This is a genomic window from Rapidithrix thailandica (genome assembly GCF_039710355.1).
GTDB lineage: Bacteria > Bacteroidota > Bacteroidia > Cytophagales > Flammeovirgaceae > Rapidithrix > Rapidithrix thailandica.
Genome location: NZ_JBDKWZ010000013.1, coordinates 171,609 through 197,508 on the forward strand (window position 1 = coordinate 171,609; position 25,900 = coordinate 197,508).

18 protein-coding genes are annotated in these 25,900 nt (G+C 42.9%); 10 read left to right on the plus strand and 8 right to left on the minus strand.

What is annotated here, in order from left to right; translation table 11 throughout:
- The first annotated feature begins 55 nt into the window (after positions 1–55).
- Positions 56–496, plus strand: coding sequence for a darcynin family protein (locus AAG747_RS20840; RefSeq protein ID WP_346823160.1), 441 nt, complete (start codon positions 56–58; stop codon positions 494–496).
- Between the two features lie 460 nt (positions 497–956).
- Positions 957–1,487 carry a hypothetical protein gene (locus tag AAG747_RS20845; protein ID WP_346823161.1) on the plus strand — a complete coding sequence of 177 codons (531 nt, stop codon included), beginning with the start codon at positions 957–959 and terminating at the stop codon, positions 1,485–1,487.
- 105 nt (positions 1,488–1,592) lie between these two features.
- On the opposite strand, the gene AAG747_RS20850 is transcribed toward AAG747_RS20845, so the two are convergent.
- Both AAG747_RS20850 and AAG747_RS20855 read right to left on the minus strand, forming a co-directional pair.
- Positions 1,593–4,184 carry a beta-mannosidase gene (locus AAG747_RS20850; protein WP_346823162.1) on the minus strand — a complete coding sequence of 864 codons (2,592 nt, stop codon included), beginning with the start codon at positions 4,182–4,184 and terminating at the stop codon, positions 1,593–1,595.
- A gap of 155 nt (positions 4,185–4,339) precedes the next feature.
- Complete coding sequence (locus tag AAG747_RS20855) at positions 4,340–5,404, minus strand: alkane 1-monooxygenase (protein WP_346823163.1); 1,065 nt, start codon at positions 5,402–5,404, stop codon at positions 4,340–4,342.
- 368 nt (positions 5,405–5,772) lie between these two features.
- Here AAG747_RS20855 and AAG747_RS20860 point away from each other — a divergent pair, with 368 nt between their 5' ends.
- Entirely contained in the window at positions 5,773–6,666 is an 894-nt protein-coding gene (locus AAG747_RS20860) for a DUF2167 domain-containing protein (protein ID WP_346823164.1), read from the plus strand.
- 191 nt (positions 6,667–6,857) lie between these two features.
- A complete protein-coding gene (locus AAG747_RS20865; protein WP_346823165.1) occupies positions 6,858–7,748 on the plus strand; it encodes a DUF2167 domain-containing protein in 891 nt (296 codons plus the stop codon).
- Positions 7,749–7,888: 140 nt separating this feature from the next.
- On the opposite strand, the gene AAG747_RS20870 is transcribed toward AAG747_RS20865, so the two are convergent.
- Positions 7,889–8,845 carry an NAD-dependent epimerase/dehydratase family protein gene (locus tag AAG747_RS20870; RefSeq protein WP_346823166.1) on the minus strand — a complete coding sequence of 319 codons (957 nt, stop codon included), beginning with the start codon at positions 8,843–8,845 and terminating at the stop codon, positions 7,889–7,891.
- A 313-nt stretch (positions 8,846–9,158) separates the two neighbouring features.
- Between AAG747_RS20870 and AAG747_RS20875 the strand changes: the two genes are divergently transcribed.
- Positions 9,159–10,388 (plus strand): XdhC family protein, encoded by a 1,230-nt coding sequence (locus AAG747_RS20875; RefSeq protein WP_346823167.1) that lies wholly within the window; start codon positions 9,159–9,161, stop codon positions 10,386–10,388.
- A gap of 171 nt (positions 10,389–10,559) precedes the next feature.
- Here the strand turns inward: AAG747_RS20875 and treA are convergent, their stop codons facing one another.
- The 4 genes from treA to AAG747_RS20895 form a co-directional block, all read right to left on the minus strand.
- On the minus strand, positions 10,560–12,197 hold the full coding sequence (gene treA, locus AAG747_RS20880; protein WP_346823168.1) for an alpha,alpha-trehalase TreA: 1,638 nt from the start codon (positions 12,195–12,197) through the stop codon (positions 10,560–10,562).
- 73 nt (positions 12,198–12,270) lie between these two features.
- A complete protein-coding gene (locus AAG747_RS20885; RefSeq protein ID WP_346823169.1) occupies positions 12,271–15,219 on the minus strand; it encodes a TonB-dependent receptor in 2,949 nt (982 codons plus the stop codon).
- Positions 15,220–15,443: 224 nt separating this feature from the next.
- Positions 15,444–16,535, minus strand: coding sequence for a FecR family protein (locus tag AAG747_RS20890; RefSeq protein ID WP_346823170.1), 1,092 nt, complete (start codon positions 16,533–16,535; stop codon positions 15,444–15,446).
- 152 nt (positions 16,536–16,687) lie between these two features.
- Entirely contained in the window at positions 16,688–17,290 is a 603-nt protein-coding gene (locus tag AAG747_RS20895; protein WP_346823171.1) for an RNA polymerase sigma factor, read from the minus strand.
- Positions 17,291–17,401: 111 nt separating this feature from the next.
- Between AAG747_RS20895 and AAG747_RS20900 the strand changes: the two genes are divergently transcribed.
- On the plus strand, positions 17,402–18,028 hold the full coding sequence (locus tag AAG747_RS20900; protein ID WP_346823172.1) for a nucleotidyltransferase family protein: 627 nt from the start codon (positions 17,402–17,404) through the stop codon (positions 18,026–18,028).
- A 44-nt stretch (positions 18,029–18,072) separates the two neighbouring features.
- On the opposite strand, the gene fahA is transcribed toward AAG747_RS20900, so the two are convergent.
- Entirely contained in the window at positions 18,073–19,341 is a 1,269-nt protein-coding gene (gene fahA, locus AAG747_RS20905; protein ID WP_346823173.1) for a fumarylacetoacetase, read from the minus strand.
- A 238-nt stretch (positions 19,342–19,579) separates the two neighbouring features.
- On the opposite strand from fahA, the gene AAG747_RS20910 reads away from it, so the two are divergent.
- From AAG747_RS20910 to AAG747_RS20925, 4 genes are all read left to right on the plus strand, one after another.
- Positions 19,580–22,555 (plus strand): TolB family protein, encoded by a 2,976-nt coding sequence (locus AAG747_RS20910; protein ID WP_346823174.1) that lies wholly within the window; start codon positions 19,580–19,582, stop codon positions 22,553–22,555.
- Positions 22,556–22,712: 157 nt separating this feature from the next.
- The gene (tpiA, locus tag AAG747_RS20915; protein WP_346823175.1) at positions 22,713–23,474 is read left to right on the plus strand and encodes a triose-phosphate isomerase; all 762 of its coding nucleotides are present in this window, start codon (positions 22,713–22,715) and stop codon (positions 23,472–23,474) included.
- A gap of 115 nt (positions 23,475–23,589) precedes the next feature.
- Complete coding sequence (locus AAG747_RS20920; protein ID WP_346823176.1) at positions 23,590–24,504, plus strand: zinc-binding metallopeptidase family protein; 915 nt, start codon at positions 23,590–23,592, stop codon at positions 24,502–24,504.
- 378 nt (positions 24,505–24,882) lie between these two features.
- Complete coding sequence (locus tag AAG747_RS20925) at positions 24,883–25,845, plus strand: sodium/proton-translocating pyrophosphatase (RefSeq protein ID WP_346823177.1); 963 nt, start codon at positions 24,883–24,885, stop codon at positions 25,843–25,845.
- Positions 25,846–25,900 lie beyond the last annotated feature (55 nt).

The following is a 25,900-nucleotide window of genomic DNA, read 5'->3' on the forward strand; positions in this document are numbered from 1 at the left end:
TGTTAATGCACAGGTGGAAAATAGTGACTTGTTTTGTGGAAAAATAATGAGTCGAATGAAAAAACAACTACTTTTAATCGCTTTCACACTACTACTGGTGTTGACTTTGCCAAGCAAGGGAGCTTCCAAAATTCCATCTTTAACTTCATCCAATATGAAATTTACGATTCTGATCTTGTACCGGGCTAATCATCAATGGCTTTCGCTTAGTCGCGAACAAAGAGGAAAAATTTTTGAGCAAACAGTGCTGCCCCTTGTGGAAAAGTATCAAGAGCATCTGACGGTTCGTTTTTTTGACAGCGAAGCGCACCATGCCCGTACTTCTGATTTTTTGATCATAGAATGCGATGAGCTAAAGTGGCATTACTTTTTTATAGAAGAACTGCGGGACACAGCGTTGTTTGGAAAACCCTATATCGAAGTAAATGATATTATTGTGGGGCATGAAAACGGCTTTCAGGAATTTGAAGAAGCGGCAGAAAAAAATCAGCCATGACAAACCTACCGATTTTGTAGGAAAATGCAGAGGTTTGTGGTAAAATAGAGAATATGAAAATTTTCGGAAGAGAAGTCCACAAAGACATTATTGCAGTGGCTGTGATTTTGTTGACCATTTTCATTTGTTACATGATTTTTATGTGACAATATACCCATCACTTGCAGTGAACCACAAAGGGTTTCCGCAATTCTGCAGTAACCCTGAATATTTATACATTCAAGGAAAAACCTGTCTGTAAGAGGCTCATATAGTGAAGCCTTCTTTTTTGGAAATTTCAGCATCGGGAATAAAGCTGATTTTTACTAGTGATAATTATATTTAAGAGTAATTAAAAATACCTATTACTACTTGTTTATTACAAGGCCGTATTTCAAAGGAATATGTAAGAAATATCCTGAAGGTGCTTTCGTAAGTAGGGTCAAAATGTTTGCAAAGATAAACCCAACCCCTACTTACTATGAATCCAGCCAAGTTTACAAAAAGTCTTTTGTGCTCTCTATTACTCATTTTTGCATTGAGCTCCTGTTCGAAAAAGGATCCGGACCCGGTGAAAAATGAAATTACCGTGGATAACCAAACGTATTCCTTATTGGATGGTTATATCATTGATTACGGGGCCTACGATATGCATTATAATTTTGACTTCTACATTGGAGACTCAGACTATGACGAAGACAAAGAGGACTTTGTCGACCCAAGCATGATCATCTATATAGAGCTTTTTTCTCCGGGAACAACGGAATTTAAAGCGGGTACTTATGAATTTATTGCCAGTTCGAATAGCTCTGTCGACCGGGAAGGTAAACATTTCTTTGAGTTTGGAGTATTTGCTACAAAAGGGGAAAGTGAGCTGTATGTTGAAGGCGGAACAGTAAAAATAACCAAGGTAACCTCAGAGCATTATTTTGAAATCCATTACGACCTCATTTTGGAAAATGGAAAAATCTTAAAAGGCGATTACCGTGGAGAACTTACTTATTTTAAATAGCTATTGATGTTTAGCGTCATGGGTGATCGAATTTACCTATTCACAAAAAAAGCACCTACAGAACTATCGGTAGGTGCTTTTTTTGTAAGCTGGAGCATGGGGAAATTATGCTTTCTTGCTATTTTTTACATCTGTCAGCGATTTGATTTTTAAAGCTTCCACCGGGTTTTCAAGTGTTTTTTGAGTGTTGATGAAGATTTCTTTGGTTTGTCCGGGTAGTAAATCAAAATAATTTTCAGAAAAGTGGATCTCATCACTTTTCATTTCCAAAAAGACTCCTTTAGCCAATTTATCGGTCTGTAAAGTCAATACATAACCCTTTTCCGTTTTCTTGAAGTTGGCAGTGATTTTCGGTTCGGATAGCTTCAAGTCTTTTGGTTCCACAAAATAGTACAGGTTTTCAACAAGCACTTTTCCTTCTTTAACCAGTTTTGCTGAAAAGACAACTTTTTTCTTAGAGCGGCCTTTCAATAGTTTCCGGGTATCGATTTGGTACACTTGCTGGCTTTTGTTCGGAGCGATGGTCAAAGGCGCACTTTCTTCCCATATCACCTTTCCTTCCAAGTCCAATAAGCTTAATTTCAATTCGCCGGTTTCTTCTTGTAATTTGTCAGAAACAGCATATACTTTGAATACTTTATCTTCTTCAGCCGGAGACAAAAGGATGGGTTCGAATCCGTCCCGAACCGCATAATGACTGGCTTTCCACCGGCCGAAATAATCGACAGAAGCCCATGACATGGTGGGCCAACAGTCATTCAGTTGCCAATAAAGCGAACCCATACAGTGTGGCATGTTTCTGCGATGCGCTTCCGTAGCAGTTTTCAAGGCTTGTGCTTGCATTAACTGGCTCAAATAGGCAAAATCTTCGAAGTTTTTAGGCTTGGGAAAATAGCGAAGAATATAACGCTTCATCATTTCATTGCCATTGATATCCTTCCCGATCCATGGCATATTGCTCCGTTGGCGGTGCTCCATTATTTCAGAACGGTAGGCGAGGTCCTCCTCGTTGGCAAATGCCCGGATGGTTTTCATCTCAGGTAATGCTTGTACTCCGTATTCGCTGACAAAGCGGGGTACATTTTTTCCAAAATCCGAAAAAGGTGCTTCGGCAAACCAAATCGTCCAGTCGTGTTCATCGCCTGATTTACGGTCTGGCAACTTATCGCCAACTGACGAAGGCGAAGAGGCCCAATATTCCAATTCAGGATCGAAGCTTTTTACTGCGTTGGGTAAAATATTATAAAAGATTGTTTCGTAATCTTTCCAGATTTTTTCGGCAATTTCCGGGGCATAGCCCTCTTTCCAGCCCCACTTGTGCCAAGCGATCAGGTTTTCATTATTTCCACACCACAAAGCCATACAAGGGTGGTTTTGCAAGCGTTTGACGTTGTATTCCGCTTCTTTTTGAATATTGGCTAAATGCAGAGAGTCTCCGGGTTGTTCGGAACAAGCAAACATAAAATCCTGCCATACCAGGATACCATTCTCGTCACAAAGGTCGTAAAACAAATCATCCTCGTAAGTGGCGCCTCCCCATACCCGAAGCATGTTCATATGAGCTGCTTTGGTATCCTCCATGATCCGTTGAAAGGTTTCTCTGGTTTGGTTGGGTAAAAAGATTTCCGAAGGAATATAATTGGCCCCTTTCATAAAGACCGGGACACCGTTCAGTTTAAAGTAAAAAGAGTGGCCTGTAGCATCTTTCTCTTGTACCAATTCGATTGTACGTACTCCGATTTTCTCGGAGAGCTCGTCAATGAGGCTGCCTCCTTTTTTCAAGCGAAAATCCAGTTGGTATAAATGAGGTTCGCCCAAGCCATGGCTCCACCAAAAGTTGGGTTGATTGATCTCAAACTCAAAAGGAATTTTGTTATAACCTGCTTTTAGTTGGACCGGCTTGCTTACAGGGATGGTACGGTCGCTTACCCAAAGTTCCACATTTGCCTGAAAGGCTTTTGCCGCTTCAATTTCCAAATAAGCGGTGTAAGTGGCTTTGGTTTCAGAAATGGAGTCCGCTTTCACAAAGACATTTTCCCAACGGGCATCGTCCCAGGCCCGCAGTTTCACCGGTTTGCTAATACCACTGGTCACGATACGCGGCCCCCAGTCCCATCCGAAGTGATAGAGAGGTTTCCGGGTAAACACACTGGTGCGTTCTCCTTTAGGGGCTAATTCATTGTCATTGCGTATCTCATAGTCCACCTGAATCAGCTTTTTCATTCCTTCGTTGACAGGCGAGTGAAAGTACACTTTCAACGTGTTTTTGCCATTTTTCAAGAGCGGTTTGATCGAAGCTTGCCAGGCAACAAACATATTATCTGCCTCGATGATTAAGGAATCATTCAGGTAGACATCGGCATAAGTGTCCAGCCCTTCAAATACCAATTCTACATTTTGCTTGCTCAACAATGTATTATCTACGGTGAATTCACTTTGGTATTCCCAGTCTTCTCGTTCCACCCATTGAATTTGATCTTCGTTTTTCCGGTGGAAGGGGTCGGGAATCAGCTTGTGATTCAATAAATCGGTTTGAACGGTTCCCGGTACCTTGGCTTCCAGCCATTTCTCATCGGACGATTTTTTAAAGGTCCAATTCTGATGAAGTTCGATTTCAGTTAGTTGTTCCGTTGATTTCCCGCAGGAAATACATCCCAATAAAATTCCTGTCAGTAGAAACAGTGTTAGATTTTTCATAATGTAAAATTCTCCGCTTGCATTGATGGTCTGTAAAAAACGGCCTTCTGCACCTGTAAAAAGCAATAGGGGAAAAGGCTGAATCAAAAAGTAGTGGAAAATTACACTGTGCAGGCAGGATACGGAAATTTTTGGGTGATATTTTTACCAAGAAATTAGTCGTCCTTTAAAATAGGGGAAAGTCGTCCCCTGCTAATTTTTATTTTATTGTTCATAATGTAAAACCATAAAGGAGGGATTAAAGAGAGCAGCATCATGCCCGGATAGCCTGTAGGCATCTGTGGACTCTCTTCGTGGTGGCGCAGGATCTGGTACTTTCGACTGGCCAAATAATGATGGTCGGAATGACGGGATAATTCAAACAACATCAAACGGCCAAGGATATGGTTGGAATTCCAGGAGTGGACAGGCCGGGTACGTTCATAATGGCCGGAGGACGTTTTTTCCCGGACCAACCCATAATGCTCAATGTAATTAACGGTTTCCAATAGCAAAATGCCCATCAAAGCCGCCAATAAGTACCATAACAAGACTTGTCCGCCAAATCCCGCATAAATCACTACTAACAACCCCAGTTGTATAGCCTGGAAGCGGAGCATTTCGTTGCGGAATGACCAAAAAGGAACCGCTTTCTTTTCCAGGCGTTTGGTTTCGATTTTCCAGGCTGACCGGTATCCCCACAGGATGGAGCGTATCCAAAAAGTATATACGGCTTCCCCTAAACGCGCGGAGGATGGGTCATCGGGTGTTGAAACATTTTTATGATGTCCCCGGTTGTGTTCAATGATAAAATGCATATAGAGGGAGGTCAACAATAAGGCTTTGGCCAAGAAGCGTTCGTGTGAAGTACTTCTGTGGCCGAGCTCATGTGCGACATTGATACCCAAGCTTCCACAAAGTACACCCATGGACATTGTCAAACCCAGTTTTTCATAGAGAAGTAATGTAGTGCCGGCAAGCGTTGTCAAAAACCAGCCTAAAAAGAGGTATTGAGTGGGAACGATCAAATAGAGAATCCAATCGTATACGGGATCATTTTTATGCAGTTCTTCCTGGACTTTTTCCAAATTACGGGTATCCGGAGGAAGAAAAATTTCCATAAAAGGAATCAATCCAAAGGCATAGATTACGGGCAAATAGCTCCATGCTCCATAGTTTGTCAAGGCAATCCAAAAAGTAAGGGGTAAGGAATAGGCTGCGAAATATTTCAATGTATTCATAGCGGACAAATGTGGGTTCTTTCTCAAGTTACCGATTCTTTCAGAGAAATTAAAGTCTTCAAACCTCCTTCTGGTTTACTTAAGTTGTTGTTTTTGATTTCTTTGTAGAAGTATGTGATGGTGTGAAATGATGAAGAGGTGAAGGCCTTCGCTAACTAACAAAAACCATATTCCTCTACTGGTTTTTTCAAAAAAGTGGTTGTCAGTTCATACTACGTAAATAGGGTACGGTCTCCCAAATTATCTTTGTTGTAACTCGAAATCAGGAGAAGAAATGGAAGGTTTACTTGGTTTTTTGCCAGGCTTCTTTTCTGAAAATCGCGGTTTAGTACTTTAAAAACACAGCACCCATTTTTAATTTTTTCCGGATGAAAAAAAACATATTCCTTTTTACTTTATGGGTATTGATGGCCCAACTTGGTTATAGCCAACATGACAGCCTGAATTTTGACACTATTTACAAGCAGCATTTGGACAGCCTCAATCAATCGTTTTATTTTCAGTTTGGAGAAGTTACCTTAAAAGAAAATCTGGCTTGTTTGGAAGTCCCGGCAGGGTATAAGTACCTGGATGCCGAACAAAGCAAGTATGTGATGACGGAATTATGGGGCAATCCACCTTCCGATTGCTTGGGGATGTTGTTTCCGGAAGAGATGTTTCCGCTCAGTGATTCCTTTACCTACGCCATCGAAATCACCTATTCGGAAGAAGGGTATATCGATGACAAGGGGGCTCAGGAACTCGACTATGAAATTTTATTGGAAGCAATGAAGCAAAACACGGCAAAGGCCAATGAGGCCCGGGTACAACAAGGGTATGAAAGCATTGAGTTGGTGGGCTGGGCTGCTCCTCCGTATTACGATGCCCGGGACAAAAAGCTGTATTGGGCCAAAGAGTTGAATTTTGGCGGGGGGTCGATCAATACTTTAAACTATAATATCCGGATTTTAGGCCGGAAAGGTTTTCTGAATTTGAACGTCATCGGAGAGATGAATGTATTGCCTAGGGTTCAAAAGGATATAGAGTCAATCTTGGCAGGAGTTAACTTCAGTGAGGGGTACCGTTATAATGATTTCAATCCGGAAATGGACCCTGTAGCGGCATATGGTGTGGGTGGTTTGATTGTAGGCAAAGTGCTGCCCCATTTAGGTTTTGTTACCTTTTTTACCAAATTCTGGAAATTTATCGCTATTGCGATTTTGCTGCTTCTCTTTACACTGTTAAAAAAAATTGCGGAGACTTTTGTAAGAGTTGGCGGATGAAGCATTGGTAGAGGAAAAGGGGCTGGGTTGCCTTTCCCTCAAAGGTATGACCCGGCCACTCGGAGACGTATTTTCCTGACAACCGGGCCGTTGCGGAATGCTCTAAGGTAAAAATTACATTTAACCGAGAAAATATTGTATGATCGTTCCCTTTTAATCTGTATACATTATGGTACCATAAAACTTTTTTTATGAAAAAATCAACTACTCTACTCACCATCCTGTGCTTTTGGCTTGTACAGCTTGGATATGGCCAAGAAGACAGTTTGCAACTGGAAGCTTTATACCAACAGTATGCAGACAGTATTAACCAATCCTTTCAATTCCAACACGGAGAAGTTTCCCTTCAAGGAGATTTGGCATTGTTGAAAGTGCCTAAGGGGTATAAGTACCTGGATGCCGAACAAAGTAAATACGTGATGGCAGATTTGTGGGGCAATCCGCCTTCCGAATGCCTGGGTATGTTGTTTCCGGAAGAGACATATCCTTTGAGCGATCATTTCACTTATGCCATTGAAATCACCTATTCGGAAGATGGCTATATTGAGGACGAAGACGCTCAGGAACTCGACTATGATGAACTTATGGAAGAAATGAAAAGCCAATCCGTAGCCATCAATGAAGCGCGTATAGAACAGGGATATGGGGCGATAGAACTGGTAGGTTGGGCTTCCTCTCCATTTTACGACAGTAAAAACAAAAAACTTCACTGGGCGAAGGAGTTGAAGTTTGAGAGCGATTCGGCCAATACCTTGAATTATAACATCCGTATCTTAGGTCGTAAGGGCTATTTGAACCTTAATGTGATTGGTGAAATGGATGTGTTGCCTATGGTAAAGCAAGACATTGACCCGGTGTTGGCAAGTGTCGATTTTAAGGAAGGGTACCGGTATAGCGAATTCAATCCGGATATCGACCAAGTAGCAGCGTATGGGGTAGGAGGGTTAATTGCCGGGAAGGTCCTTTCGAAAGTAGGGTTTCTTGCCGTACTGGCCAAGTTTTGGAAGTTTATCGCCATTGCCGCAGTGGGATTGATATCTGCTTTGCGAAAGAAAATTGCCGGAATATTTTCAGGAAATTAATTGGCTGCAAGGATAAAGTTGTCGGTATGGTTTGCAATAGAAAAAACGGTTGGGAGCGTACCCCTCCAACCGCTTTTTCATTTAATCCTATATTCAAGTATTTTTATATTTACACAAGTAAGTTCCGTGGTTTTCTCTATTTATACGGACACTGTTTTTAATTTTTTGAGATTGTCCAGCATGTCTTGGGTCATGGCTGCCAAGTCATACTCCGGTTTCCAGTCCCAATCGTCCCGGGCTTGTTGATCGTCTACAGAGTTTGGCCAGGTATCTGCAATGGCTTGACGAAAATCGGGTTGATAGCGAATGCTAAAGTCCGGATAATGTTTCTTGATTTCCTCGTAAATTTCCTTAGGAGAAAAGCTCAATGCACCCAGGTTATAAGAGGTATGCACAGAGATTTTATCAGCTTCCGCTTCCATCAATTCCAAAGTAGCGCGTACCGCATCCGGCATGTACATCATGGGCAAATATGAGTCTTCCGAAAGAAAACATTCTAACTCTTTGCCTTCTATTGCTTTATGATAGATGTCCACCGCATAGTCTGTAGTTCCTCCTCCCGGAAGGGCCTTGTAGCCGATCAGACCCGGATAACGCAAGCTTCGTACATCCACCCCGAACTTTTCAAAATAGTACTGGCACCAAAGTTCACCGGAAAGCTTACTGATTCCATATACGGTATTGGGTTCCATCACGGTCTTTTGCGGAGTGTTATCGCAAGGAGTGGTCGGGCCAAACACTGCGATGGAACTGGGCCAATAGATTTTTTTCAGTGATTTTTCTTTGGCAAGGTTCAATACGTTCAATAATCCGTTCATATTGATGTCCCAAGCTTGTACGGGATTCTGCTCCCCTCTGGCCGAAAGGATCGCTGCAAGATGATAGATTTGAGTTACCTGATATTTGTCTACCAATGCTGAAAACCGTTCCGCATCTTGAATATCCAATAATTCAAACGGACCTTCACTGGCTTCTTGGGGTTGCACAATATCGGTAGCAATTACCTGCTCTTCTCCAAAAAGGTCTTTAAGTGCCGTAGTCAACTCTGAACCTAACTGACCGTTTGCACCCGTGACTAAAATTGTGTCTTTCTTCATTACCAAACTTGTGTGCTTAATGTTTAAGGATTAAAAAATGAAAAACAATTGGCTACAAAGATAAAAGAAGGATTCTCAATCAATGACAGATTTCCCGACATTTTCATAGAAGAGGTACCAGGCATTTGCCGGATGCTGAAGCAGTTGTGAAGAGGAGGCGGGTGGTTTTCGTGTGAAACGGGAATGTATCCGGAAGTATTTCCGGCTTTTCTTGTTCTTTTCTCAGGTTTCATGTAATTTTTAATTACGACCTGAAAACTGTCAATAGGTGTAGGAAAAAGTAGGAGATGTATCACCTAAACCAACACAAAAAATGAAAGAGATTAAAAGTATTTTAGAAGCCTATCAACGCATAGATTTTACAGAACGAAAAGCGGCTTTGGCTACGGTAGTCAAGGTACAAGGCTCTTCCTACAGGAGACCCGGAGCCAGGATGCTTATGACTGATGACGGTCGTTGGACCGGGGCGATTAGTGGTGGTTGCCTGGAAGGGGATGCTTTGCGCAAAGCAAGAATGGCGATTTTGGATAAAAAGTCGAGCCTGATTACCTATGATACTATGGATGATGCCGCTGCGGCCCAGATAGGTCTGGGTTTGGGCTGTAATGGGATCATTGATGTATTGATCGAGCCGATTGATGAAAGTGACCCGAACAATCCTGTGCGGATATTACAGCATATAGCCTCGGGCAGAGAGGTTGTTGCATTGGCAACGGTTTTTGACTCCGCAGGTGAGAATCCCGGTATTCAAATAGGGCAACGACTATTGTTTCAGGGTGATCAGGTAACATATAATAGTTTTCAAAATACCCATTTTGCCGGCTTGTTGGCCGAAGATGTGCAACAAGCCCGGGATAGTGGAGTGTCTGTAACTAAAACCTATGATTTTCCGGATACCACTGTAGAGGCGTTTATTGAAGTAATCAAACCGGAAATCAAATTGGTCATTTTTGGAGCCGGATACGATACGATTCCTCTGTCATCAATGGCAAAAGAGATGGGTTGGCAAGTAATCATGTCTGACGAGTGTGTGGCGCATATTACACCTATCCGCTTTCCGAAAGCGGATGCTTTGATTCATTCCAAACGAGAAGATATCTTACGAAAAATTGAATTCGATCCCTATACGGCAGTGGTGTTGATGTCCCACAATTACCTCTATGACCTGGGAGTGTTCAAGCAATTATTTTCTCATGAGTTGACAGAACAACTGGCGTATGTAGGTGTGGTAGGCCCCCGGAAGCGGTATCAGAAAATGATAGATGAATTGCAAAAAGATGAGGAGGTACATACGGATGTCTTGATGATGAATAAGGTACATAGTCCGATTGGTTTGGATATCGGTGCGGAAACCCCGGATGAAATTGCTTTGGCCATTATCGCTGAAGTTCAGGCGCGCTTTACCAATCGTACCGGCGGATTCTTAAAGGACAAACCCGGGTATATTCACAAAAGAGACAAGGAGGAAGGGCCTTCTATCGAAAGAATTTATGCACAACCGCAATTCAGGTCATGTGATATCCAAGTAGGCAGGGATTTGTAAAGAAGAGGCGTTAAGTTTGAGGGTCAATGTTTGTTTTTTAACTCCAAGGCATGCACTAAATAAACCTGAACACATCAATGACGTGCCCAGGTAATTGTAGAATTTACAAGCTTTTCAGACTTGCGAAATTTGGCTATTATTTTATACTGTCTTTTGAGTCCGAAGGTTGAGTTATTTTACTTTTTCCGGCTCAAGAACGGGGAGAGTATCTTTTTCTAAAACGGTCAGTAAGGCCAGTGCTACGCCATTGGTCCAGCCAAAGCCATCTTGTAAAGGGTATTCTCCGCCCCCTCCGGACAGGGAGGTGTCTGCCACGTTATACTTTTCCACCATTTTGCCGGTTTGTTGATATATTTTCCGGTTCAGGTGCAGCCACTTTTGTGTGATTTCGGTAGCCAGTGAATCTTGTTGGTAGTTTTTCAAACCTTGTATGGCAAGCCATTGCAAAGGAGCCCAACCATTGGGGTAGTCCCACTGTTGACCTGTATCAGTGAGCGTAGTGACAAGGCCGCCTGAAAGTAAAAAGCTTTCTGCCAACTTCTCTGCCACTTTGGAGGCTTGCCGGTTGGTAGCAATACCAAAATACAAAGGGTAAACACTTGCCAGTGAGAGTACCGGACTGGCTTGTTTTTCTTGAAAATTGTAATCGACAAAGAAGCCCAGTTCTTCATTCCAGCAATATTTTAAAATGGCTTCTTTGCGTAAATCTGCAATGGCACGGTAGTAAATTGCCTTGGCTTCATTCTTTTGATGCAGGTTGAGTTCATACAAGGTATATTCTAATTTGTACAAGAGGCAATTTAGATCTACCGGGATAATTTGTGTAGTAAAAATGCTCGAGAGCGATTGCCCGTCTTTGAACCAACGGCTACTGAAATCCCAGCCTGATTCGCAAGCTGCCTTGATATTCCGGTACAAATTTTTTTGGTCCGTATCCGGTAAATCTTTAGCCAAAGTGACATCTTCCGCATAAGACTCGGCCCTGGGAGTTTGACTATTATCCCAATAGCGGTTCAAAATTACATCCGGTTCCAGCCTCACCACTCTTTTATGACCAGGTTGTCGAGGGGTGAGCAGGTCTTTGCCATCCATCCAGAAATTGTATTCTTTTTCCAATTGTGGCAAGTAACGTAGCACCGAGTCCATGCTTTGCTGTTGAGCCAAAAGCATAACCATACTTGCATAGAAAGGCGGCTGAGAACGACTGAGGTAGTAGCTGCGGTTACCATTGGGAATAAAGCCCACTTCCTCGATCAAATAACTGAAATTGTTGACCATATTTTGAATCAAAGTCCATTCGTTGGAGGCTGCCAGACCTAACATGGTAAAGTAACTGTCCCAATAATAGATTTCCCGGAATCTCCCTCCGGGCACAATATAAGGTTCGGGGAGGGGAAGCAAGGAGCTGGTAGCCGGAGTAAAAGTTGCCTTCCGGGTAAGGTAAGGCCATAAGGCAAGGATATGCTCTTGCATACTACGGCTTGAATCGCTCTGAAAAGTGTTTTGAGAACTTGCAGGCAATTGAAAGTGTGCATGTATAAATTCGCTGAGATTAAAATTTTGATCCTCTTTTTGTTTTTGATACAACGCGCGTATTTCTAAGGGAGAAGAAAGTGGGATACAGTCCACAAAGGTTTTGGAATCTTTGAAAACCGCATGGGTCTGTACCTGATCAAATAGTTCGCTAAAAGCCTTGTCCGGAATATACCGCTTAATCTCCTGCCCCTTCTCTTTCCGGTCTTTGCAGGCGTACAAACCGGAAAGTAAAAGCAAAATGATGAATAAATGCTTGATAGAAGTAGTTGTCATACAATGTTTATTTAACAAAGTCGATAGAAATCTTCCTGGCAAGCCTTACTAGCATGCCAGGAAGAAAAAAGCATTAAAAATTGTAAGAAATGGAAGCCCGGAAAGCCCTGCCCAGGATAGGGCGTGCCATGAAGAATTCACCGGGGGCACTGTCTGCTCTGGGGTTTCCTTCGGTTAAACCGATGGAGTTGCCTATGTTGGTGATATTTGCCGCAAAGCGTAAATTATTAATTTCATAAGAGGCTCCGGCATTGAATACACTGTAAGCGGGCAAGCGGAATGTATTTTCATTATCACTGAATTTTTCGCCAAAGTACTGATACTCTCCGAATACACTCAAGCCTTGAATGATTTCATAGGAAGGCCGTACGGTGAGAAAAATTTTGGGAATCCTACGTACTTGCTTGCCATTGTTATTCGTAATATTTCCTTCATCATCGGAGAACTCGAAATCTTTAAACTCCGGATTCTGAACGGTACCGGAAACGTTGAGCCCGAAGTCTCCCAGTTGTACAATTGTTTCGACTTCCAGCCCAAAGTTATCCGCTCCGGCAAACTTGTTTTCGGACTCTCCGCTGAGTTTGATGTCGGTAAAGGCCAGGTTTTCCATATTCATAAAGAAGGCATTGGCAAATACCGCCAGGTTGGGTGAAGAATATTTGTAGCCGAGTTCTACCTGAGTAACCCGGGTAGGTTTGATGGCACTCAAATCATTCATATTATCGAAATAGGCTTCTTCGATCGGGGAGCGGAAGCCACTACTGACCCGGACATACGTAGCCATGTTTTCATTGAATTTATAATTCGCTCCAAGTGAGCCGGCAAATTCATCCACATCATACGTCCAGTAGCGTTTGGGGCCTGTCAGTACGGTAACGGCATCGTCCGCCCGGGTAGAGGGATCCCCCAGGTCTTTGGAAAAGAATTCTGCATCCGCTCCAAAGCCGGAATACCGGGCAATTTCGTACCGGCCACCTAAGTCGATGGTCAGTTGATCCATCAAGTCAAATTCTGTATTCAAGAAGAAGGCATTGATTTTACCTCTGGTTTGCGCTCTTCGGGCGAGCCAAGTAATTTGAGTCACACCGTCTTGAGTCAGGTAATATCCTTCGTCATCCGGGTCCAGATCTCCGTCAGCTATATTTAACAAGCGAGGTTCTTCGGCAATCTCCAGTAAAATATTACTCCAGTTCCATTGTTGATCCGCGTTGTAATTTGCGAAATAATATCCTGCCGTGATACTGATAATATCATAATTAAAGGAGAACTGCATATTATTGGCAAAAGAGTTCATCTGCTTTTCAATGGTCCAGAAGCCTACTTGGGCTACCAAACCGTTTCCATTCAGCGAATTGGGATTCAGAATTTCTTCCCCGGTATCAGCATAGCTATAGATAGGATTGGTTATTCCTGCTGCTTCGGCAAACTCTATGGCATTGGTAGGAGGGGCGCCACTGAAAAGCGCATCGTATTGCAAGTCGATTACAGTCCTGCGCAAGGAGTTTTTAAAGGTGATATGAGGGCTTAAATCCCGGATAAATTCACCTCCGAATGCTGTGACGTTGGGGTGTACACCGTTTTCCAGGCTACGTTCAAAGGTGCCTCCTTCTGCCAAGGGAATGCGTAACTTATTCGCGTTGACGCTGGAAAATGTACCGAAATTGGGGTCAAAACCGGGAATCCCCTCAGGGTCATCAGGGTTTTTTAATGGAATCGGGGTATAAAACAGGTTCCGGTCGTCCAGTTTTTTAACATATACCCGTACATGGCCATTGTCTAAAAGATACGTCAGGTTGGCTTTGATTTGCCCACCCAAGTTGGCTGGATAGCCTGTAGAACGGATTCCTTCATCATAGCGGTAAAAGCCACCGATGTTATAACGTAGCTTTTCTCCGATAGGCCCACCGAAATTCAAATCGGTACGGAACATTCCATAGTCACTTACGGTGATTTTGCCTACACCTCTGAATTCAGGGCCTCCGGTTTTACTGATAAAGTTGATGATTCCACCGGGGGCATTGCTGGCAAAGATGGCCCCGGAACCTCCCCGTACACTTTCCATTTTGTCGATGGATTCGTCTACCCGTAAAAAGTTATCGGCATTGGCAAATTGCAAGGCCCCGTCTTCAAATACAGGCAACCCGTCTTCTTGTACCTGCACAAATTCGTACGCTCCCGCTGCCGGGATTCCCCTTGCAAAAAGGTTGTTTCCTACGTCTCCCCCAGAACTTTCCACATAAAAACCGGGAATGGTTTTAAGGAGGTCAGCGGTATTGATCGGGGCTTTTTGTTCGATTTGTTTCGAGCTCAAAGTGGTGATGGCCACACTGGATTCGATTTTGGCCCTGGGGTTTCGTACCCCGGTAACAACAATATCATCCAAGTGTAAGAGGTCGGGGCTGAGTTGAAAACTGGCCTGTGTGGCTTGCCCGTTACTGACACTGATGTTTTGTTTTTTAGTTTTGTATCCTACAAAAGAGGCCACCAATACATAGCTACCCGCTTCTACACCATTGATGGCAAAAGCTCCGTCCAAGTCGGTGACGCTCCCTTTGGTAGTGCTCTCCAGGTATACACTCACTCCCACAAGCGCATCGCCATTTTCATCTTTTACGCTCCCTTCCACAGAGCCTGTTTGTTGTGTTTGAGGAGAAGGAGGGTTTTTCCTGACAGGGAAAATAGTGTAGGTTTTCTCCCCGATTTTTTGAAAGTCCAAGTGATGTGGGGATAAAATATTCCGGAGAATTTTGTCCACCTGTTTGCCTTCGGTCAAGCCTTTGGCAGCGAGTTTGTCTGCGGTAGTCGCTGCTTCATAAAGAAAGGCAATATTAAAGTTACTTTCCAACTGGGAAAGTGCTTTTGTCAAAGAGATTTTCTCTTGAAAGACCGTCTTTTGGGAATTTCTGGAGTCTGCCCATTGGGCCTTGTGGAGGGCCGTAAGATTTTGTTCGGCCAATGAATTTACTACCATCATTAATAGGCAAACCAAGGTAAGCCCACTTCGTAGAGTAATTGTTTCCATTCTCATATCTAGTTAAATTTTTGCAATAAAAATCCATCAGTTCTCTTCGTTGATATTTGAAGTAGAGAGAACCGTGATAGTTGTCCGGTAGTTGACCTTTGTTTAAGGTAGCGACCTTTGTATGATCGCTGATTTTAAGTTATTTATCGGTGAATTAGGGCCCTTTCAAGGATTAATAGAGGACTATTCCGTTTAAAAAAATAGAGAATATAGTCCGGTTCTGTTTACATGGATGATTTGGTTTCGGATATATTGATTGTATTCGTTTTTCGGTTAACAGAAACTTGTAAATCGAAGATTACTGAAATGGCATCCAGTAAAATTTTTACATTGTCACTAGGTACTTTTCCGGTTAATTTTCTTTGTGCAATTTCAGGAGCCACCGACACATGCAAGCCATAAGTGTCATTAATAATGGTTGAAAGTTCGAGGAGTGGGGTGTTTTCAAAGACTAAATAATCATTTTGCCAAGAGGAATAAAGTTCCGGATTGGTAGCTTTTTTTATATAACTATCCTTCCGGTCACTTGATTCAATTAATTCTCCGGGTAATACGACTAAGGTATCTGTATGTTGAAAACGGGTACGGACAGGCGCTTGCTTCTCCTGCACCTCTATTTGATTACTATCTTTAAAACGGATCTTGATCTTTCCGGAAGTCAAGACTACCCGGGTCTTGTGTGTCCGGCTTTGTACGTTAAATTGTGTACCCAGAACTTCCACATTTAACGCTTCGGTATGTACGGTGAATTTTGGCCGGCCTATGGCTGGCGTTGGAGTGACTTTGAAATAGGCTTCTCCTGTTAGCCAAACTTCCCGGTCTCCGGCCTCTTTCCAGTTTTTGACATATTTCAATTCGGAGTTGGCATTCAACACTACTACCGAGCCATCCGGCAAGCGAACTTCTTTTTTATGTCCAAAATGAGTAGATACCGTGTGAAATTGCTGCGTGTACAGGAAATAAAACAAGAGGCTGCCCATAAGCAAAAGCCCTGTAATGCCAGCCGCTATCTTTCTATTGAAAACCGAAAGGAAACGGTTTTTGTACGGAAGAGCCTTTTCCGGAGGGACTTGATTAATGGTTGAATGGACTTTTCTCCACTCTGCTTCCACAATGTTATGAGGGAGTAGTTTTGTTTTGAATTCAATGCTATTGAGTAATAAAGCCGCATCCTCTACGGTTTTGGCCTTTTCAGGATGTGCTTTCAGCCAGGTTTGCCAATTAGCATCATTCACTGTATAGTCACTCAATACCCACTGACGAAAACCCTCGTGGTTCAGAAAATCTTCTACTTCATATGCGAGTAAGTTCTTCATAAGCCTATTGAAATCAAAGCTATTCTTTGAAAGTCCGGCACATTTCCCAACCATCCGGCTTTCATTAGTATAGAGAAGGAGGCTTGAGTTTTGTACTTCGGTTTTTTCAAAAAAATATGAAAAATCACATTTTTATTTTTAAAGCTATGGAATTAGAGGGTTTTGGAATAACTGAGCAATGCGTAAACGAATAGAAGTAATGCTTTTCGGAATGCCTTGATGGCCGTATGCATGGCATTGCGTACCGATTGGTATTGAAGTGCCATTACTTCAGAGATCTCCTTATAATCCAGGTTGTTGAAAAAGCGCAGGTAGACGACTTCTTTTTGAGTATCGTTCAAGCGATCAAAAGCTTGCCGGAGCTTGCGTGTGAGTTCTTCGTTTTGTTCATCCTTGATTTTAAGCTCTTCGCTGGAAAGTTGAAAAAGCACTTGTTCTTCCCGGGCTTCCATGGTGAGAGAGTGTTGCTTTTTTATCTTCTGAAGGTTTTGAAGTAATCTACGCCGGAGTGATTTTACGAGGTATCCTTTGATATTTTTTACCGTCCCCAATGCGTTGCGTTTGGCCCATATTTCTATAAAAAGCTCTTGTAAATTGTCTTTTACCAGCTCCTCGTTGGCGATGAATTTCGTGCCATAATTGTATAAGTCCGGATAGTATAAATGAAAAATTTTGGCAAAGGCTTGTTGGTCACTTTGTTGAAAAGCTTTCCACAAGGAGGCATCATCTGTCGTGTTTTTTGAAGGTGTCAGCAAGGTTTTTTTCAGTTTTCCGGAAGGTAATTTAAAGAATTTGATTTAGATTTCAACAATAGGACAGAATCCATCATTGCTATCGGGTGGGTAACAATTATACCTGTATTGAAAATGATCAAAAAACACTTTTCACTAGGAACCATCATTTTGGCAGCCGGGGCTTCAGTACGTTTGGGTAGCCCTAAACAATTGGCCCGCTTGGAAGGAGAAACATTACTTAATCGCACTATCGAACTTGCAAGCCAGTTGCCAGAGAGCCAAACGGTTGTGGTATTAGGTGCTCATCAGGAATTGATACGGCCCAGCATCCGGTACCAGCAACTGACCTTTATTGACAACCCGGCTTGGGTGCAGGGGATGGGAAGTAGTATTGTTCATGGAGCTGCGTATTATTACGAACACTATCCGGACACGGAGTACTTACTTTTTCTGCTCTGTGATCAGATTTACGTATCCGTTGAATTATTGAATGAAATGCGGGACACTGCCATCCGGACGAATGCTCCTGTAATTGCCTGTAGCTACGCCAATAGTCTGGGAGTTCCCGCGATGTTTCACCGGTCTTTGTTTCGGGATTTGTTGAAACTGCCTTATGCAGCCGGGGCCAAAAAGTTGATCATGCAATACCTTAACGATTGTGTGGCGGTCCCTTTCCCGCAAGGAAAAATAGACATTGATACTACGGAAGAGGCTCTGCGAAGAGGTGTGGAATTATTTAAAAATAAAGCAGAAAAATAATCCGGGAGTAGAGAGCCTGATTGACTATACTCCCGGATAAAAGGTTATTCTTTAATGGCGGGCAGTAATTGGGATTTTACTTCTCCAAAGCCTATTCTTAAACCGAATTTGGAGCTATGTGCACGCATGATGACAGTGTCATAATCCTCCAAAAATGTTCTGGTTTCCCCTCCTTGTAGATGGATTGTATTTTTACCTCCCCAACTGAGTTCCAGCATAGAACCAAACGAATCCGGTTGTTTACCGCTAATGGTTCCCGAAGCCATCATATCACCTACCCGGATGTTACATCCGTTGACGGTATGGTGAGCCAGCTGTTGAGCCATATTCCAATACAAGTATTTAAAATTCGATTGGCAAATCACGGTTTCTTCCGCTCCTTGTGGCTGCAAGGCTACTTCCAGTTGAATGTCAAAGCTCTTATTTCCATCGTATTGCAAATAAGGTAATACTTCAGGGTTTTGTTCAGGCCCTTTTACCCGGAAAGGTTCCAGAGCAGCTAAAGTGACAATCCAGGGAGAAATGGAGGAACCGAAGTTTTTGCCCAAGAAGGGGCCTAAAGGCACATATTCCCAACGCTGAATGTCTCTGGCCGACCAGTCGTTGAAAACCACCATTCCGAATATATGTTCTTCGGCTTCGGCAGTACTGATCGATTGGCCTAAGGCGGTATTGCTTCCGGTGATAAACGCCATTTCCAACTCAAAGTCCATGCGTTTGGAAGAGCGGAAAACGGGTTTTTCTTCGCCCGGAGGAAGTACTTGGCCCTTAGGCCGGTGAATATCCGTGCCGGATACCACAATGGAAGAAGAACGGCCATGATAGGCCACCGGCAGATGCTTCCAGTTGGGCATCAATGCATTGTCTTTACCCCTGAACATCACCCCTACATTGCTGGCATGTTCTTCACTGGAATAAAAGTCCGTATAATCACCGATTTGTACAGGCAAATGCATGGTTGCTTCTGCTTGTTTGTACAAGACTTGGTCTGCTTTGCTGGCCAGGGAGGGATTGCCCTCGCTCAAAAGTTCGATCAGCTTTTTCCGGAGCGCTTGCCATACCGGTTTTCCTAATGCAATCAAAGGATTGAGAACCTCTTGATCAAATACGTGAATGTCAATGGCTAGTTCATCAAAGTATCCCAGTTTGGCTACTGCTTGCAGATCGAGGATATGTTCACCAATGGCAATTCCTGGCCGGGCAGTAGTCCCGTCAGTGGAGAAAATACCATAGGGTAAGTTTTGTATGGGAAAATCAGAATGGGCAGGTACTTCTACCCAGGATTTTAATTGAAAAAAATCAACTTCATTCATGGTAGGTCTGTTTATTGGTTCGGCAACAAAGCTATAAGATTTTATGAATTAGAAAAATGCGGAATGAACGGATGGCAAATAAGATGTAGTAAATAATGAGTAAGTAAAAGGGGGATTGCTTTTCCGGACTTGATAGGGTGAATAAAAAAATAGCCGGGGTTTAGAATTAATTCCCGGAAAAAATTAATTTAGGTCGTGTGGGGAATTCTCCGTCAAATATTCAACAAGCAAACCGACTATGAAGAAGATCATTTTGATACTAACCGTATTGGGAACAATCATATGGGGGCAAACAATTTATGCACAGACTTATCCTTTGGGACTGAATCCACTGTCCCTGAAGTGGAAACAGATCAACACCGAAAAAGTACAGGTGGTTTTTCCCGAAGGAGCGGAAACACAAGGGCAAAGGGTGGTCAATATTGTGCATGCATTGTACGACCAGACAGGCTCCATTGGAGATAAAAATGGAAAGGTTTCTATTTTTTTACATAATCGAACCACTGTTTCCAATGGCTTTGTGGCTATGAGTCCGTTCCGTTCGGAATTGTACCTGAGTCCTCCACAGTTCAGTTTTTTGGGTACAGGCAATTGGCTGGATTTGTTGACTATTCATGAATACCGTCATGTACAACAGAACTTCAATTCCCGCAAAGGGCTTTCCAAGTTGTTTTACTATACATTCGGTCAAAACGGATGGGCTTTTGCCCGGGCAGTGGCATTGCCCCGTTGGTTTTCGGAAGGGGATGCCGTGGCGATGGAAACGGCCCTGAGCCATGCCGGAAGGGGAAGGGCGCCTCAGTTTGATATGGAATACCGCGCATTACTACTGAATGGAAAGAAGTATGGGTATGAAAAAGCTTCTGCGGGATCTCTGAAAGACTTTGTACCTAATCATTACAATTTGGGCTATTACCTCACAACTTATGCCCGTAGGGAATACGGAGATGAAGTTTGGAGTAAAGTGGTGGATGGAGCTAGCCGGTACAAAGGTTTATTTTATCCTTTAAGCCATACATTAAAAAAACATACTGGCTTAAGAACCCCTCAACTTTACCGGGCCACCATGGAGGCTTTGGAAACGCAATGGAAGGAGGAGTTGAATGCCTTGAATCTTACGTCTTCTACTCCCTTTAATCAAAAAAAGAAGAGAACCTTTACCAGTTATACCCTGCCTGTGTATCTTTCCAACGACCGGTTGTTAGTGGAAAAGGATGCTTTTAATGAAATCAGGCGTTTCTATCAGATCGACCGGGAGGGAAACGAACAAGCTTTGACCGCACCGGGAATTAATATAGAGTCAAACCGGACACTTTCTTATGCCAAGGGTAAAATTACCTGGGCGGAAATCGCTTACGATGAACGTTGGGCCAACCAGAGTTTTTCCATTATCAAAACCTATGACCTTCAAACCGGGAAAAAACAAAAACTCACCTTGCAATCCCGCTTGTTTTCTCCGGCTCTTTCACCGGATGCTTCACAAATTGCCGCGGTGGAGGTACAAGAAGGAAGCCGGTATACCCTCCAATTGCTGGATGCCCAAACGGGAAAAGTGCAGAAAAGCTTACCCAACCCTGACAATTTGTTTTTTATCCATCCGGCCTGGATGGAAGATGGGCAACATGTGTTAGTCATAGCCCAACAAGCTGATGGCAAACAGGCTTTGATGAACGTAAATATTCAAACTGCGCAAACAGAACGGTTAACACCCTTCTCTCATGAACAGTTGAGTTTTCCTATGCACCGGGGAGGTTATGTGTATTTTTCAGGAGCGCAAACGGGCATTTTCAACATTTTTGCTTTCTCTCTGGAATCCCGTCAGTTGTATCAGGTAACCTCTACCCGGCTGGGAGCTTTTCATCCCACTGTTTCACCGGATGGAAAGAAACTGGCCTATAGCGAATTTACCGAGCAAGGTTATGATATAAAGGAAATGCCGTTGAGCCCGGAAGAATGGAAAAGTTACCAAAGTTCATTGACCAGTAGTATTGATTTTTACAAACCTTTGGTAGAGCAGGAGGGAGGTAATGAGACCATTTCAAATGCAGAGGAGAGTTTTGAGGTAAAAAAATACAGCAAACTCAGTGGTTTGATCTATCCGCACAGTTTACAGCCTTTCTTCTTTCACCCGGATTATAGTTTGGAATTACAGTTTAAAAACAAATTCAGCACCCTGCAAGGGGCAGTTGGCTACCAGTACAATACCAATGAAGAGTCCGGGGGCTTTTATGGGAATGTGGCCTATGGTGGTTGGTATCCGGTATTGGAAGCGGGATTTGAATATCAAAATGAGCGCAACAGGGATTTCCCCTTTTTGGGAGAAGGTACGGATGGGAATGGGGAGCCGTTTGCCGGTTTGGGAGTTTACTCCAAAGAATGGAAGGAAAATGATTATTATGTAGGAGTTACTTTACCTTTTAACCTGACTTCGGGCAATCATTTTGGGAGCCTCCTTTTACAAGGAAAATACCATACCATCGAAACGGATTATAAAGATATAAATGCGAGGTTTAACCAGCGGGAGCATCGTTTGCGAAGCGGTACGTTCCAGGCTTTGGATTTTCGCTTGCGCTTTTCCCGTCAACAGATTACTGCTACCCAGCACATTCTTCCCCGTTTTAGGCAAACACTGGAACTGGAATATAAGAAAACCCTGCAAACCGAACAAAACCAGGGGCAAGTGTTCCGGGGGACTGTCGGTTTGTATTTTCCCGGATTGGCCAAAACGCATAACCTTTATCTTACCGGAGGTTATCAAAAGGAAAACTTTACGGATCCCTATAAATTTCGAAACGGGTTCTTCTATCCCCGGGGCTATGGGAGCTTATGGCACGATGAGATTTACCGCCTTTCAACGAATTATACCTTGCCTTTGTGGTATCCGGATGTGGCCATCGGCTCCTTGGCTTTTATCAAACGGATTTACACCAATTTTTTCTTTGACTATTCTCAGGCGACTATCCACAATATACAAGCGGCTGATTTGCCTAACAATACCGAAAATTTTAAAAACCCCGAAGGGTTTATCTTGGGGTTTGATGAACAATACCGATCGGTAGGAGTGGAAATAGGCTTTGACTTCCGGGCTTTACGCCTGATCGATTTGGGCCTGGGTGCACGATATAGTTATATTTTGGATCCTGCTCATAGGTTGTTCCAGATGAGTAATCGCCACCAATTTGATTTTTTGATTTTAAACCTTGGGGTGAATTGAGGTTAGTAGTTGGCGTTCGAGAAGAAGTGTTGAACAAATGCTTTTTACGGATTGTACAGGTCGCTCTGGTTTCACCAATCACTGTTCACTGTTTTTACTATCTTTGAACTGCGAGAACTATTCTATAAAATTATTATCGTTTAAATCTGTCTAAAAAATGAGAAAAAAGATCGTAGCAGGAAACTGGAAAATGAACCTGGATAAAGAACAGGCGCAAATATTAGCTTCGGAAGTAGTGAACATGGCCAAAGACGAACTTCCTACGGATGTAACGTTGATTATGTGCCCGCCTTCAATCCACTTAAGCAGTGTGAACGGCTTGGTTGCTCCTGCAAATAATGTATTTGTAGGGGGACAAAATTGCAGTGATAAAGCTTCAGGGGCATTTACCGGGGAAATTTCAGCTCCTATGCTCCAATCTTACGGCATTGAGTATGTCATTTTAGGCCACAGTGAGCGAAGAGAATATTTTAAAGAAACCCATCAGGAGTTGGCTGCGAAAGTGGATATCTCTTTGGAGAATAATTTGAAACCGATTTTCTGTTGTGGCGAAGTGTTGGAAGAAAGAGAGGCTGGAAAGCAAGACGAAGTTGTGAAAAAACAATTGGACGAAAGCTTGTTTCACCTTACTGCCGAGCAATTTGCCAATGTGGTCATTGCATACGAACCTGTATGGGCCATCGGTACCGGAAAAGTAGCCACTTCAGAGCAAGCACAGGCAATGCACAAGGCGATCCGTAAAATGATTGCAGAAAAGTATGGCGAAGAAGTAGCACAAAGCACTTCTATCTTATACGGCGGTAGTTGTAAGCCCGGAAATGCAAAAGAATTGTTTGCTTGCGAGGATGTAGACGGAGGGCTGATCGGAGGTGCTTCGCTCAAATCCAGAGACTTTATTGATATTGCCAAGGCTTATTAATTCGCGATCGGATTCTATTGAAGAGTAGATAAAAATACACTAGTTTTAGGCCTCCGGGGAGATTTCCCGGAGGTTTTTTAGTAATTTAATCATTGATTTTACAATTCAACAACACATGGAACTACTAAAGCAACTTTGCCAGGTACATGCTCCTGCGGGAAATGAAGTATTGATGAAAGAGTTTATCCTGGATTATGTAGAAAAGAATAAAGCCAATTGGAAAGTGCAACCGGAGGTGATTCACGGTGAGGAATTTCAAGATTGTCTCATGTTGGTGTTTGGCAAACCCCGTACAGCTATTTTTGCCCATATGGATTCCATTGGCTTTACGGTAAAATACGACCGGGAAATTGTCAAAATTGGCGGCCCTCGAACCAAACACCGATACGCATTGGTAGGAAAAGACAGCCAGGGAGAGATTGAATGTGAAATGGATGTTCCGGAGGGAAGTGAAAAATACTACTATAAGTTTGACCGGGAAATCGACCGGGGCACGGAGTTGGTATTCAAATGTGACTTTCGCCAAAGCGATGAGTTTGTTCAATCTTGCTATATGGATAACCGTTTGGGCTGTTGGAATGCCCTTAAAGTAGCAGAAACGTTGGAAGACGGTATCATTTGTTTTTCCAGCTGGGAAGAGCACGGAGGCGGTACGGTCCGATACCTGGGCAAGTATATTTATGAGCACTATGGAGTAAGACAGGCATTGATCTCCGATATAACTTGGGTGACAGACGGTGTAAAACACGGCAAAGGAGTAGCCATTTCCATGCGCGACCGGGGTATTCCGAGAAGAACGTATATAAACCGGGTGATTGACTTGGCCAGAGAGTCAGGGGTGGATTTCCAACTGGAAGTAGAAGATGCCGGAGGCAGTGATGGCAACGAATTACAAAGCAGTCCTTATCCTTTTGATTGGTGTTTTGTAGGGGCACCTGAAGATAACGTCCATACGCCTGATGAAAAGGTACATAGGCATGATATACAATGCATGTTGAGTTTGTATAAATATTTAATGTTAAAATTGTAGTATATCAATAATTATTGTTAATAACTGTTACAGACAGCTCTTTTTGTTACATCAAGTCCTGGTGAAAGAAACTTTTGTACTACTTTCGCAGCTTCTTGTTACTAAGGGGTCAAATCCTCTTACGTACACTATTTTTCACCAAAGAAAAAAAGCATGAGTAAAATCTCTTCTGTGAGAGATTTATTCGAAAAAGAATTCAAGGCAATTGTAATCTTCTTGCTGTCTGTAGCAGTGATTTCATTAGTTGCAGTTCATTTCTCTTTTTCAAATCCCCAAATAATCTTTTACGGTTTTAGTATAGGTGTTGTACAGGTATGCCTGTTCAGATACTTGGGGAATCGTTTACTTGCAATTGCCCGGAATAAATCTCAAAGTTGGATGGCTGTCTTCATTGCCCCAACGCCCAACGCCAGTTTAGGCCTGCTTATCTTCAGCTTACTTTCATTTATCGGTTTATTAATAGCATTTGAAAGCCATGGCTGGAATCTGTTTTCCCTTACGGAAATTACCTTTTCCTTTTTAGCAGGGGCCTCTCTGGGAATGATTTTGTATGATTTGTTTGGCTTGAAAAGCCTCAGAATCAGCATGGTATACAAAATCGATGTCGAACGCTACGAGTTGTTTATAGCGGTGTTAATCGCTTCCCTCTTTTTAGGGGTCAACTTTGTGTTTTTGCCTACCTCCCAACGGGCATTCAACGGTTTGGGAGCCATTCTACTGCCCTTAACCATTGGCGTGATTAGTGTGTTAGGCACTGTTTTTACGGCACTTTTGGTGGAGGTTTTCCCCAAATGGAAAAATAGCCTGCTCTTTACTTGTGGTTTGTTCGTAGCATATGGAATGGTAGCTGCAGCACCAGGCCTTACTCAAACCTTTATTCCAAACAATCTGATTGTTGACAGTGAGGAAGTTTCTGCCTGGACAATCATGTTCACCTTACAAATCGGAGTGCTTGCCGGATGGATTGCCGGGAATATTTCCAAGTTGTACAATTTTCTGGCAGATTCCTTTATCGAAAAATTGTTGGAAGGAAAATTTCAGCAATTGATGATTAGCGCCTCCATTCGTTTGTTACTCAATATTGTGGTGGCGGTGTTGCCGGTACTTACAATAGGAATGGCTTTGGTCAGTGCCTATATGGCCGTAGGGATTTATGGCCTCTCCATTGTGATGTTAGGTATGTTGTCCAATGTGGGAATGGGATTAATTATTCCGGTGAATCGCTTAAATCCGGACCGATTAAATTACCTAAGCAATTGGCAAAAACAGCGTTTAAAGGTGGTTTCTCCAAATATTTACCTTTTGATGAGGAGAGGCTTTCGGAGTTTGTACCGCTCTTAAAGATGAGCAAAATTCATAAAGTTACGAATAAAGTTTATAAATTTACTGAGGCAAG